We start from the raw sequence: 13666 nt of genomic DNA on the forward strand, positions 1-13666 counted from the left end.
CGCACCGGTCAGGTGTTGAAGGTGCGGATCAGGTCCAGGAAGTACCGGAGCCGGTGCACGTCGGCCGGCTTCACCGGGTCCGGGTTGAAGTGCATCACCCTGTTGCGGATCTGCCGTATCTCGTCGAGTCGCTTGACGAAGACGTCCCGGTCGAGGGGCCACCCGAGCATCTGCCAGCACTCGGGGTTGCGGATGACGGACTGGTACTGGCCCATGGTCATGTGGTCGAACGACTTCAGGTTCTTGCAGACCTGTTGGGCGGTCTTCAGGTCGAAGGTGTTCTGGATCAGTCGACGCAGCTCCTGGTCGATCTCACCGATCAACAGGAACGGCCTGGCGGTCTCGTCGTACTTCTGTACGACATCCGAGGCGGTGATGATGCCAGTGATCCTGCCGTCGAAGTCCCGGACGAAGACGAACTCCTCCCGCCGCAGGTCGGCGATCACGTCGAGCAGGCGTACGTCGTAGTCGAACACCTTCGCTGGGGTGATCATCCTGCTCAGCGGTGCGTTCGGGTCGGCGTGCTGGGCCTGGGCGATCGACTTCCAACTCACCGCACCGTGTAGTTCGTCGGGAGTGTTGAGAACGGCGAGCTGGGAGAAGTCGTTCAGTCGCATGATGGTGATGGCCTCTTGCAAGGAGGCCGAGGGTGATACGGAGACCAAGGGCTCGTCGTTGGAGAGCAGGTTGCCCAGGGTCAGACCGATGTCGGCCGACGCTTCGTCGGTCAACTCGGCCTGGAGCGTTCCGCCGTCGTCGCCGACGAGGACGCCGCTGCGACTCGTGTCACCGGGAGCCGGCAGAGTCACAAGCGTGACGGTGCGGTCGAGATTGACCGCCCGGAAGTCCGGTGCGGTGGCAAGGCCGTGATTGGCCAGGTCGGCGTCGATCTGCTGGCTCGTGTCGCGGTCCCGTTCCTCGAAGCCCCAGAGCCGGATGAGTTCTCGTACGGTCAGGCTCACCGGATCGCCCATCCCGGCCCGCCGGGAAGCCTCGTTCAGCATCTCGAACCGTCGGCGCGCACCCTCCCGATCGACCGGGCTCTCGGATTCGTCTGCCTCCGACGGATCGTCAGCCACGGATTGCAGCAGCCGTCGCCGTAGTTCGTGCAGGAACGGACCGTCCGTGTCGATGCGCCAGGCGTACCACCCGTGGACAGCCTTGGCGGAGTTGACCGCAGTGGCGGCCCCGGACGGGGTAGTGAATTCGCGGCCGTCGGAGAGCCTGATCCGTCCCCGGTTGGTGACGACGGCCTTGTGTAACAGGTCGGAGTGCGGAGGTCGGTAGGACAGGACCTGGTCCGGGTTCAGCATGCCGGCGTCGAGCAGGTCGGAGACCCGGACCCTGCGGCCGTTGATCAGCGGATGCCTACGGCGGGACAACTCGTCTGCCATTCCGGTGTGCTCCAGGGTGAGTCACGACAAAGCGGTTCACTGGCGGTACCGGCGCAAAAAGACCGCCGAGAGCGACCACATGCTAGCAGCGAGCGATGGTCGTCTCCAGGGGATCGGATGCCGGCTGGCGTTGCGCAGTCGAGTTCGGAACAAGCGGCGAAGGGTGGCGGCACCATTGGTGCGCAGAGATCGTCGTTTGGCTGTCCACGGTAGACGCAATCACGACAGATCACGCTAGACATAGACGAGTAGCATGCCTGCGGTGAGTTGCTCATGAAGCCCACGATCGCCGCCGACACCCTTCGCAGGACGCTCACCCAGTACCTCACCACCACCTTCGGGTTGACCGACGAGCCCGTCCGGCGCGGGTTGGAGGCCTTCCTCACCCACCCGGATCAGGGCATCTTCCGAGGTCCGTACCTGAGGATCCGGACCCCGTTCCGGCCGGCGTCGGACGACTGGCGGGCCGCACTGGAATGGGCGCCGGCCGGGTTCACGCCCTATCTGCACCAGGCGAAGGCGTTCCGGCGACTGTCCACACTGGGCAAGGATGCGGAACCGACGCTGATCACCACCGGCACGGGCTCCGGCAAGACCGAGGCGTTCCTGATCCCACTGCTCGACCACTGCCGGCGGGCCAAACGGCAGCGCGGTCCGGGCGTCAAGGCGATCCTGCTGTACCCGATGAACGCGCTCGCCACCGACCAGACCAAGCGACTCAACGAGCTGCTCGTCGAGAATGCCGCACTGCACCAGGTCACCGCCGGTCTCTACATCGGCGACGTGGCCGCCGTCGAATACCCGAGGGTGCTCACCAAGCGGTCCGAGATGCGGCGTACCCCGCCGGACATCCTGATCACCAACTACAAGATGCTCGACCTGCTGCTGCAACGCGCCGACGACCTGCCGCTCTGGGAGGGCGCCCAGCCGGCGTACGTCGTATTGGACGAGTTTCATACCTACGACGGCGCCCAGGGCACCGACGTGGCGATCCTGCTGCGCCGGCTCGCCGCCGCGCTCGGCGTCTCCACCGGCGACCGGCCACTCGGACCGATCTGCCCGGTGGCCACCTCCGCGACCCTGGGCGAAGGCCGGGGCCGGGACGGCCGGACCGCGATCCGCGAGGTCGCCGAGCAGGTCTTCGGGGTGCCGTTCGAGCCGGACTCGCTGATCGGCGAGGACCGTTACGAGCCGGCCGAGTTCATCGCCGAACAGGACTTCAGCCTGCCGCTGCCCGATCCGGAGACCCTCGCCGCGCTCGACGGGCGCGACACCGAACGGCTCACCGACCAGGTCGCCGAGCTGGTCCTCGGCGAGGTGCCCGCCGACCCGGCCGGACTCGGTGCACTGCTGCGCAAGCACCCGCTGACCAAGGCGGTACTCGACTCGCTCGGCCCCGACCCGCGCACCTTCGACGAGGTCATCGAGGTGCTGCCGCGGAAGAACGCGACGGGCTGGGGCAGCGCGATGAAGACCCGGCCCGAGGTCACCGCGCAGGCGATCGCCAGGTTCGTCGGCCTGCTGGCCCGCGCCGAGAATCCGGACGCGCCGGGCCGCCCGCTGCTCAACATCGAAACCCATCTGTGGGTACGCGCGGTCTCCCGCCTGCTGCGCGGAGTCGGCCCGGAAACCACCTTCGGCTGGTACGGCGAGCCGGAGCGCGACGCTGACCCGTTCGCCCCGGAGATCGACCAGGTGGTGGCGGACAGCCGGTACGAGCGGCTGCCCGCCGTCTACTGCCGGCACTGCGGGCGCTCCGGCTGGGCGGCGCTGTCCCCGGAGAAGGACCCGCAGGAGTTGGAGACCGACCCGGACAAGATCTACCGGGGCTCGGTCGGCCGGGACAAGCGCCGGGTCCGGGCGTTCATCGCGGCCACCGCCGACGAGATCCAGCACCGCGACCGGGGTCTGCTGGTCCTGGAGTACGGCCGCCGGGTCCGCCCGTTCGACCCTGGCCGGGATCGGACCGGACAGCTCGGCGACGAGTCGACGGTCGTCCTCGGTGACCTGCTCGCACTCGACGCGGCCGAGAAGGACCGCTGCCCCTCCTGCGAGCTCGACCACGGCATCCGCTACCTCGGTGCCGGCCTGGCCACCCTCGCCTCGGTGGCGATCACCCAACTCTTCACCGGCGGCGAACTGGCCGGCGCCGAACGGAAGACGCTGCTCTTCAACGACTCCGTCCAGGATGCCGCGCACCGCGCCGGTTTCGTCGCCAACCGCTCGTACGCGTTCTCCCTGCGCGCCCTCCTGGCCCGCCAGCTCGAACCCGGCAGGCCGGTCGGACTGGACGAACTGATCGTCGAAATGATCGGCGCCGCCGTCGAGCCGGAGATCCTCTCCACCGTCGTCCCGCCCGACCTGCACGACCAGCCCGGCGTGGACAGCCTGCTGGCCGGGGACAACCTGCGGGACCGCAAGGCGTGGACGCTCGTCGGCGAACGGCTCGCGTTCGCCGCCATCCTGGAGACCGGGCTGCGGGCCCGACAGGGTCGAACCCTGGAGCTGACCCGTACCGTCGCGGTCGAGGTCGGGCTCGACGAGCCGGCCGTGGCGGCGGCGCTGTGCCGGGACGTACACCTGACCCTGCCCGGCGCCGACGGCGGTCCGCTGCCCGACGACGCCCGCTACCTCGCCTTCCTGCGTGGCCTGCTCGAACGGCTGCGTACCCGGGGCGCGGTCTACCACGAGTGGCTGCTGCCCTACCTGCGGCGCGGCGGCGCCCGCTGGCAGATCTGGGGCGGTCGGCCGGAGGGGATGCCGGCCTTTCCGCGCGGGCTCTCCGGGCCGGCGTTCCTGCTCGCCAGCCCCAAATCGCGCTCCGAATTCGACGCGGTCACCGCCAAGGGCAACTGGTACCAGGACTGGACCAGCCGGTGTCTCGGCCTCGACGCGTCCGGTGCGGCCCGATATCTGGACCGGCTGATGCCGGCGCTGGCCACCGCCGGAATCGTCGCGGCCGGCAACACCGAAGACGGCAACCGGGCGTACGGACTGCTGCCCGGCCACGTTCGGGTGACCCTGCTCGGCGACGCCGCCGCGATCACGGCCGGGATCGGCTGCGACACCTGCCACTGGCAGCAGACCGAGCACCCGGACCGGGTCGCCGGCTGGACCGGGCAGCCGTGCCGGCAGTACCGCTGCGGTGGGCGGCTGCGTCCCGCCCCCGACGACACCGCGCCGGACGACTACTACCGGCGGCTCTATCTGGAGAGTCCGGCGTTCCGGGTGGTCACCGGCGAACACACCGGCATGCTCACCCGGGCCCAGCGGGAGACCGTCGAGGAACGGTTCCGCACCGGCGACCGGTACACCGACCCGAACGTGCTCTCCTGCACCCCGACGCTGGAGATGGGCATCGACATCGGCGCCCTCTCCGCGGTGGTGCTGGCGTCGCTGCCGACGGGGCCGGCGAACTATGTCCAGCGGGCCGGCCGGGCGGGTCGGAAAAGCGGCAACGCCCTCGTACTCACCCTGGTCGGCCGCTCCGAACGGGACCGCTACTACCTGACCGAGCCGCGCGACATGATCGCCGGCCAGATCGTGCCGCCCGGCTGCTTCCTCTCCGCCGTCGAGATCCTCCGCCGGCAGTACCTCGCGCACCTGATCGACCTCGCCGCCCGGGGCCGGCTGCCGGGCGTACTGCCGCTGCCCCGGCGCGCCCACCTGCTGTTCGGCACCACCGGCTGGCTCGGTGCGCTCGCCGACGCCGGCCAGCGGGACGGTGCCCGCCTGGTCGAGGGATTCCTCGGTCTCTTCGGCGACAAGGTCTCGGACGTCGCCGCCACACAGCTCCGGCACTTCGCCGACGCCGGGCTGACCGACCGGGTGAAGCGGGCCGACGCGGCCTGGGAGGACCGCCGGGGCGACCTGCAACGGCGGCTGGCCGGCATCGACGCCGTCGCGGGAACGCTGGTGAAAAGCGATCCCGACCACGCCCGCGAGCTGAAGATGCTGAGGTCGGAGGCGCGGGAGGTGCGCAAGCTGCTGCACCGGATCGCCGGCGCCGCCGCGCACGGCACTCTCGTCGAGTTCGGCCTGCTGCCCAACTACGCCCTGATCGACAACCGCACGCTGCTGGACGCCACCCTCACCTGGGAGGAGAAGATGCCGGACGGCAGCCGGCGGTTCCACACCGAGCTGCGCGAGTACGACCGTCCGGCCCGGCAGGCCCTGGTCGAGATCGCGCCCGGCAACGCCTACTACGTACGGGGCTACAAGCACGAGATCTCCGGGCTGGACCTCGGCCCGGCGAACCGGCCGGCGTACGAGCGGTGGCGGATCTGCGCCCGGTGCGGGTACGCCCGGACCCACCTGGCGCAGGAGGACACCACTCCCTGCCCGCGCTGCGGCGACGACGGGCTGGCCGACCAGAGCCGGGTCTTCAACGTGCTGCAACCGACCCGGGTACTCACCCGGGACCGGCGTGACGACGCCCGGATCCGCGACGACAACGACGACCGGGAGCGCCGCTTCTACGTCACCCCGATCACCGTCGACGTCGACCCGGGCCGGATCGACTCCTCCTGGCGACACACCGGAGACACCTTCGGAGTCGACTACACCCGGCACGCCACCATCCGGCACTTCAACCTCGGCGCCCAGCGGTACGACCGGGCCAGCGAACTCTTCGCCGGCGACGAGGTGCGGATCAACCCGTTCCACACCTGCGACTCCTGTGGGGGTACGACGATCGACGGCCAGCCCACGGTGAGCCAGGAGGTCGCCGCGCACCTGGCCGGGTCGGCGGTGGCGAAGGAGGCCGAACACCACCGGCCCTGGTGCCCGCACCGCCGGTCGCCGGGCACCGCCAACCACATCCCGCTGATCCTCGCCCACGAACTGCGGACCGAGGCGCTGCGCATCCTGATCCCGGCGGTCACCGCGCTGGTGGAGGAGCGGGTCGTCTCGTTCGCCGCCGCCGTCCGGCTCGGCATCGCCGCCGAGTACGGCGGAGACCCGGCCCACCTGCGGGTGCTCTCGGCGACCATGCCGGACGCGCCCAGCGGCGGCACCCGCAACTACGTGGTCGTCTACGACACCCAGCCGCAGGGCACCGGCTACCTGCACCGACTCGCCGACCCGGACCAGTTCCGGCAGATCCTTGCGCGGGCTCGTCAGATCATCGGCAGCTGCGTCTGCCAGCACGAGGGCCGAACGGCCTGCCACCGGTGCCTGCTGCGCTACGCCCGCAACAGCGAGTTCAACCTGATGAACCGGGGCGAGGCGCTGGGGATGCTGAGCCGGCTGCTCGACACCTGGGCGGTGCTGCCGGGCACCCGCACCAACGACATCTCGCTGATCCACCAGGTGGAGAGCGAGCTGGAGATGCGGTTCCTGAACAAGCTGCTGGCCTGGGCCGCCGAGCCAGGCTCCGGCGTACGCCTCGAACGGCGTACCGACCACGACGGCGCCCGGGTGGCGGACCTGCGGTTCACCGCCCCGAACGGGGTCGACGTCACGCACTGGCAGATGAAACTGCAGAACACCATCCGAGGCACCCGACCGGACGTGCACTTCCGGAGGCTCGACGCGCCGGCCCCGGAGATCGCGGTCTACCTCGACGGGTTCAAGTACCACGCGTCACCGGAGTACAACCGGCTCGCCGACGACGCCGAGAAGCGCAACCGGCTCCGAGCCCACGACTTCTACGTCTTCGCCATCACCTGGGACGACGTCGACGGCTGGCGCGACAACGCGGACGGCACGAGCGCGACCACCTGGGAACCGTACGGCGGACTGGCGAAGAAGCGGGCCCGGGACCTCTACCGGCAGTCCGTACCCGACGCCGACCCCGCAGACCTGGAGCGGTACGTCTGGACGAACCCGGTCGACCTGCTCCTGCGGTTTCTGGCCGAGCCCGATCCGGACCGGTGGCGGCGTCGCGCCGAAGCGGCCCTGGCCGGCCTGCTCGTACAGGCCACCGAGAAGCCGAGCTCGGCCGACTCCAGCGGCATCGGCGAACGGATCCTCGCCGGTGTGCGTGGCGAGCCCCTGCCGCCGGCCAGGCCGGGCCGGATCACCCTGGTCCGGTCGGTGGATTCCGCCGACTGCCCGGTCACCATCGTCGTCGACGGCCGGTCCGCCGACCGGGTCTGGTCGGCGTTGGCCGTCGTCGACGACCGGCCGGAGACCGTGAACGCCGGAAGCGACGAGCGGCGCGAGCGGCACCGTCGCCGCTGGGCCGGCTGGCTGGCCTGGGGGAACATCGTCCAGTTCCTCGCGGTCGGCGGCGGCGACGGTGCCCAGCTCGCCCGGACTGCCCTGGGCGACTTCGATCCGGCCTCGATGGCGGTCTCCGAAGGCACCGGCCTGCGGCTCACCCAGCGGCCGATGCCAATCGACGCGGAGACGACCACCTGGCTCGGCCTCTCCCCGGAGGCGCCCTCGCCGGACGACGACGTCGTCGGCACCGATTCGCCCTGGGCGGAGGTGCTGCACTATCTGAACCGGGACGAGTCCGGCCTCGAATCGCTGGTGCAGTCGCTCATCCGGCGCGATCTGCCGGTGCCGGTCGTGGGCTATGAACTCGGGGAGCAGGGCTGGCAGGCCGAGCTTGCCTGGCCGGACCAACGGGTCGCGGTGGTGGTCGTCGGCGCCGACGACGACCCCGAGGTCCACGACCGGGACGGTGCCTACGCCGACGCGGGCTGGCGTGTCCGGACCGCGCGGGAGTGGTCCGCGGACGAGTTGACCGATCAGCTCCGGACGAGGAGTGGGGGAGGACGTCAGTGATGGCCAAGGCCGCGACGTTGCGGATGCTGGACCGGGCCGACAAGGAGGTCATGAAGCTCTCCCGGGCGGAGATCGGGGCCGTCTACGAGTTCATGCACAAGTTCCGGCACAACCCGGGTAATCCAGGGCTTCGGCTGAAGCAGCTCTCCGGCAGTTCCCGGCTCTGGTCGGCGCGGATCAACCAGGACCACCGCGCACTGCTGCTGCACATCGTCGACCAGGACTATCTGCTCGTCGCGGTCCGGCATCGTAAGGACGTCTACGAGAATTTGGACCGGTACTCGTACCGGATCAACCGGGTGACCGGCGGAATCGAGGTGATCGACCTCGAGCCGGTGGGGGACAGCATCGTCGGTCGGGTGGTGTCGCCCGACTCGTCGGTGGCGGTGCCGGTGGTCACCCCGACCAGCGGCGACGAGCTGCCCACTCCCGCCCCCGGGGCGGCCGACCCGGTCGTGGAGCCGGACCCGTTGTTCAGGCGGTTCACCGACGCGCAACTCGTCGAACTGGGGGTCGCCGAACCGCTGCTGCCGCAGATTCGCGATCTGACGAGCGAGACCGGGCTGTTGGAGCTGGCCGAGCGGGCTCCCCAGCTCACCGCCGACGTGCTGCTGTCGCTGCATGACGGCAGGTCCTTCGAGCACGTGCTCACCCACATCACCGAGCCGGTACGGACCGGCGAGGTGGTCGACCCGGACGACTACCGACGGGCGGTGGAACGACCGGCCACACAGGTCTCCTCCGACGACGAAGCGTTGCAGGCGATGCTCGCCGAGTCGTTCGACCGCTGGCAGATCTTCCTGCACCCCACCCAGCGCAAACTGGTCGAGAAGCAGTACAACGGTCCCACCCGGGTGGGTGGCGGCCCGGGCACCGGCAAGACGATCGTGGCACTGCACCGGGTCGCCCACCTGGTCCGGAAGCTTCCGCCAGGGGCGGACAAACCGGTCCTGCTCACCACCTTCAACCGGAATCTCGCGGCAGACCTACGAACCCGGCTGATCGCGCTCGGTGGGCAGGAACTGGTGTCCCGGGTGGACATCGTCAACATCGACCGCCTGGCCAGCCGAGTCGTCGCCGAGGCGAAGGCCGGTGTGGGCAAGCGGATCGTCGATGACAACACCGTCCCCGAGCTCTGGCAGCAGTACCTGCTCGAGACCGGAGAATCCGTCTGGGACGCGGAGTTCCTGGCCGCCGAATGGACCCAGGTGATCCTCGGCCAGGTGCTCGGCTCCCGCACCGACTACTTCGCCGCGCGTCGCCCCGGCCGAGGTCGGTCGCTCAGCCGGGCCGAACGTGACCAGATCTGGCAGCTCACCGAGCGGTTCACCAAGTGGCTCGACGACCAGGGCAGGTGGACCTGGCGTCAGGTGGCCGAACGGGCGGCCCGGCTGGAGATGGACCGAGCCGCGCGCAGTGCGGGACTGCCGCCGGCGGATTCCGGCGGATTCCTGCGGCACCGCTACCGGCACATCGTGGTGGACGAGGCGCAGGACCTCAGCGCCGCGCACTGGAAGATGCTGCGCGCCATGGTCGCGTCCGGACCGGACGACCTGTTCCTGGCCGGCGACACCCATCAACGCATCTACGACAACCATGTCACGCTGGGCAGCCTCGGTGTCAACATCCGCGGCCGGTCCGCCCGGCTGACCCTGAGTTACCGCACCACCCGGCAGATCCTCGCCGCGGCCCTGGAGATCATGAGCGGCGAGACGTACGACGATCTCGACGGCGGCACAGAGGATCTCGCCGGTTACCGGTCGCTGCTCCGGGGCGGGGCGCCAACATTCCGGGGCGCCGGATCCTGGCACCAGGAGCGCGAGCTGATCGTCGGGCAGTTGGCGGCGTGGGGTAATCCGGCCGATGGCTCGGTGGCGATCGCCGTGCCCACGCGGGAACTGGCCGGCGAGGTCGCCGCGCGGCTGGAGACCGACGGGATATCCGCGGTCGAGATCGGGCCCGACGGTCCGAAGCGACCCGATGGCGTGCACATCGGCACGATGCACCGGTTCAAGGGACTCGAGTATCAGCGGATCATCATCGCCGGAGTCAGCGACGGACTGGTTCCCAGGCAGATGATCAGCCGACACCAGAGCACTGATCCAAAGCGTTACCAGCGGGAGCGTCAACGCGATCGGTCACTGCTCTTCGTCGCCGCCACTCGGGCACGTGACGAGTTGGCCGTCTTCTGGCACGGTACGCCGAGCCCGTTCCTTGCCAGCCGTCTGGTGCAACCACCGGCGGCCCGACCGCACCAGGTCGGTGGCGGATAGCAGGGGCAGCAGTTGGAAGGAGCGGGCCCCTCCTGCCGCGATGTGCGGAGGAAGGGCCCGCTCTTCACCGGCCGCCGCATCCGGCGCTCCGGTTCACGCCCGGGTCACCGGTTGGCGCAGTAGCCCACGCTGAAGGTGCTGGCGCCCCGCTTCAGGGTTTTGTTCCACCCCTCGCCGTGGATCCGGTAGCTGCCGTCACCCTGGATCTGCCGTGCGAAGTTCCAGGCCGTGTAGATCTCGCCGTCGAGTTCGACATAGCCGTACCAGTCGACGGGCTTGTCGGTCCTGTTCGTGGCGACGATGGTCGCGCAGTAGCCGCCGCCATCGTCCGAGTTCCACTGGGTGAAGTTCTTGACCACGATGTCGACGTTGCCGCCGGCCGGGCCGACCAACCGGCCCACTCCCCAGCGGGAGGTGGTCTGGTAGCCAGTGCCCAACTGGTCGGCCCAGTTCCGGATCGCGGTACGGGTGCCGCCGGTGGCGTCGTTGACCTGGAAGTCCAGGCCGTGGAACGTGCCGAGGCCGCCGTACTCCAGGAGGCTGATCGCCGCCTCGACGGTGTATCCGGTTTCGGTGCGGACCGCCGCGCTGGTCAACCGGCCCCGCTGGAACGCCTCGTCACCGGTGCCGAACGAGACGCCGTTATCCGCGTTGATCCGGATCTGGGTGTCGTCGTAGCGGTAGGGGCCGTTCTTGAAGTTGCCCCCGTCGACGTAGATCTCCACCGAGTCCCGGGTCCAGGGGTCGGACCCGGAGACGTCCACGACCGGGTCGGCGACCTCGGCGAGCACGTAGAGCGTCTGGTCCCGCCACAGGGTACGGACCGTCGCGACCGCGCCGTCCGCGCCCGAGACCGCCTTCCCGGTGGTGACCGCGCGGGCGTCGGCCCAGGCGGTGTCCACCGCACCGTCGACCACCGGCGCCGTACGGGCCTGGGTGACCTCCAGATACGACAACTCCTCGCCCAGGCCCAGGGTGCCCAGCGCGCCCGGGGCGTTCCAGGCTGCCGTGCGACCGTCGTTGCCGACCCGGACGTCCAGGGTGAGCGTGTCGCCCTCGGCCGCATCGGTCAGCGGCAGGTGGGCGACGATGTCGTAGCCACCGCTGCGCTCCTTCGCCACGGCGGGCACGTTCCCGCTGCCGTCCCGCGCCACCGTGTACGTCTGTTCACCCAGCACGAAGCTGACCTGATCACCGGCCGAGGCGGCGGCGTCGGAGACGGTGACGAAGGCCGTCAGGTGGTCCGGAGCCCAGCGGAGCTGGAACCTTGCCAGGTCCTCCACCGGGTGCAGCGGAAGCTTGCTCCAGGTCAGGTCGGAGGTGGCGGTGCCGGAGAGCGGAACGTCGCCGGCGAAGACGTTCGCCGTGCGCAGCCGGGCCGGAAGCTCACCGTCGACCGCGCCGTGGTACGCCGGCTTCGCCCGGAGGTTGTCGTCGAAGACGAGCGGGGCACCGTTGCCGACCCGCCAGGACCGGCCGTCGGTGAGGCCCCACACGGTGACCACGAACAGGTCGTCGGCGTACGCCCGGAAGATGCGGAACGCGTCCCGGAAGTAGTAGCCCTGCTCGATCAGGTTCGCATTAGTCACCGGGGTACCCGTGGTGACGTCGAACTCGGTGACGGCCTGGGTCACCGGCAGGTTCTCGAACGCGGCCAGTGCGGTGCCGAGGCTGGCGGTCGGGGTGGACAGGGAGACGTGGAACTGGTGGCCCACCCCGTCGACCGGTACCCCACGCGAGATCTACGTCCGATGCGCATCAAGGGCTCCCTACCCGGGCGGGACGAGGCGATGGCGGTGTCTCCGAATCGCTTTCGCGGATCCAGTCGCGCGAATGTTAGCCGGGTGACGCGGGCTCGTCGAAATGCCCTGTCCGACCGGGCGTTCCCTCTCCACCGGACGGTCAATTGACCGAAAGTTTCGGTGCATCGGCTGCCGATGTTTCGGAGCCGGGCAGTGGTCGACGGGTGACCCGTCCGCCCGCCGGACGCTGGCGTACCCGAACGGCGGCTCGGTCCGGGCCACGCTTTCGTGATAGCTTCGCTCGCAGCGTCGCGTGCCGGTGGCAGGCCGTGTCAGGCATGGAGGCGCCGGACCGAAGGGATCACGACGTGTCAGTCGTCCCTTCGCCTTCCACCTGTGGGTGAGGGCGAGCAGACCAGGCTGGTGGCCTGGAGTCGAGAATTACGTCGCGTCCATGAGCGGCTCCGCGAAGCGCTGCGCGTGACCCGGCAGGCCGTGGCCGACGGCGAGCCGGCGGAGCCGGCGACCCGAGAGCTGTTGCTCTTCTGTCACGGGTTCTGCACCGCGCTCACCGCGCACCACGAGGGCGAGGACCGGGACCTCTTCCCGGCGATCGCCGAGCAGCATCCCGAGCTGCGGGAGACGCTGCGCTACCTGCGGCAGGACCATTCGATGATCGGGTACCTGCTGACCGGCCTTCAGACCGCGGTGGCTCGGGGCGCCCCGCCAGCGGAACTGGCTCGGCATCTGGAGGGCGTCGCGGCGATCATGGAGTCGCATTTCAGGTACGAGGAACGTCAGCTTCTGACGGTGCTGGAGACGCTGGCGCTGGACGCGGACCCTGACGCCGTACTGGGGCCGCTGTGACCGTACGCCAGCGTCGCCAACGGTGCAGCGGTCAGTCGTCGTCGATCTGGGTGAAGGTGACGCTGTCGGGGCGGTACTCGGGGAAGCTGAGGGTGATGACGAGGACGTCGTCGACCGTGTCCGGATCCTGACCGCTCCCCAACGAGTATCCCTGCCAGTTGCTCCAGTTCGTCGGAGTGAACTGGAGCATCACCGGCTGGCTGTACCACCTGCCGGTGCCCCGCATCCTCATCTGGAGGAAGGCCGCCTCGGCCGGCCGGTGACTCAGGCGCACCCGGAAGGAGCCGCCGGTGCCCTCCGGGATCAGGGTCTCGGCGGGCTCGGCGATCACCCTCGGAAGTTCGTCGTCGAGGGCACCAGCGGCCTGTGCCGGTCCGGCGGGGGCGACCATCGCGGCGGCGGCGAGCGCGAGCGCGCCGGCCGCACCGGACAGGCGGCGTACGGGAATGACGGGCATCGGAAACCTTTCGGTCAGGAATGGACGTCACGGCGGCACCGCCGGAGTCACCGGCGACGCGGATCCGCGTGCCCTACCCCGTGCGAAGCCATCGATATGATTCCATGTTTTGTGGTCCACCGGAACTTCGACGGTCGCGTCCGCCGGCAGTGCGGGGACGGTCCTGGTCGTGGCTGTGTCGATAGCTGGATGCTCACG

At 69.9% G+C, this 13666-nt stretch carries 6 protein-coding genes; 3 read left to right on the plus strand and 3 right to left on the minus strand.

Annotated features, from left to right (window positions below):
• Window positions 1–8 precede the first annotated feature (8 nt).
• Window positions 9–1394: a CBS domain-containing anti-phage protein gene (locus CLT71_RS30905; protein ID WP_101370197.1), complete on the minus strand. Its 1386-nt coding sequence runs from the start codon at window positions 1392–1394 to the stop codon at window positions 9–11.
• A 273-nt stretch (window positions 1395–1667) separates the two neighbouring features.
• Here CLT71_RS30905 and CLT71_RS30910 point away from each other — a divergent pair, with 273 nt between their 5' ends.
• Together CLT71_RS30910 and CLT71_RS30915 are read left to right on the plus strand one after the other, a co-directional pair.
• Entirely contained in the window at window positions 1668–8129 is a 6462-nt protein-coding gene (locus tag CLT71_RS30910; RefSeq protein WP_101370198.1) for a DEAD/DEAH box helicase, read from the plus strand.
• Window positions 8129–10402 (plus strand): UvrD-helicase domain-containing protein, encoded by a 2274-nt coding sequence (locus CLT71_RS30915; RefSeq protein WP_101370199.1) that lies wholly within the window; start codon window positions 8129–8131, stop codon window positions 10400–10402. Before CLT71_RS30910 ends, CLT71_RS30915 begins: the two co-directional genes overlap by 1 nt.
• Before the next feature lie 104 nt (window positions 10403–10506).
• Here the strand turns inward: CLT71_RS30915 and CLT71_RS30920 are convergent, their stop codons facing one another.
• On the minus strand, window positions 10507–12144 hold the full coding sequence (locus tag CLT71_RS30920; RefSeq protein ID WP_486483735.1) for a sugar-binding protein: 1638 nt from the start codon (window positions 12142–12144) through the stop codon (window positions 10507–10509).
• Between the two features lie 396 nt (window positions 12145–12540).
• Between CLT71_RS30920 and CLT71_RS30925 the strand changes: the two genes are divergently transcribed.
• A complete protein-coding gene (locus CLT71_RS30925) occupies window positions 12541–13011 on the plus strand; it encodes a hemerythrin domain-containing protein (RefSeq protein ID WP_101370201.1) in 471 nt (156 codons plus the stop codon).
• Between the two features lie 31 nt (window positions 13012–13042).
• Here CLT71_RS30925 and CLT71_RS30930 read toward each other — a convergent pair whose 3' ends face one another.
• Entirely contained in the window at window positions 13043–13468 is a 426-nt protein-coding gene (locus tag CLT71_RS30930; RefSeq protein WP_101370202.1) for a hypothetical protein, read from the minus strand.
• Window positions 13469–13666 lie beyond the last annotated feature (198 nt).

It is taken from the genome of Plantactinospora sp. CNZ320, from assembly GCF_002846275.1.

Excerpts from the sequence above, each read along its gene's own strand:
- CLT71_RS30905 (WP_101370197.1), bottom strand. The coding sequence starts at position 1,394 with ATGGCAGACGAGTTGTCCCGCCGTAGGCATCCGCTGATCAACGGCCGC.
- CLT71_RS30915 (WP_101370199.1), top strand. The coding sequence starts at position 8,129 with ATGGCCAAGGCCGCGACGTTGCGGATGCTGGACCGGGCCGACAAGGAG.
- CLT71_RS30930 (WP_101370202.1), bottom strand. The coding sequence starts at position 13,468 with ATGCCCGTCATTCCCGTACGCCGCCTGTCCGGTGCGGCCGGCGCGCTC.
- CLT71_RS30910 (WP_101370198.1), top strand. The coding sequence starts at position 1,668 with ATGAAGCCCACGATCGCCGCCGACACCCTTCGCAGGACGCTCACCCAG.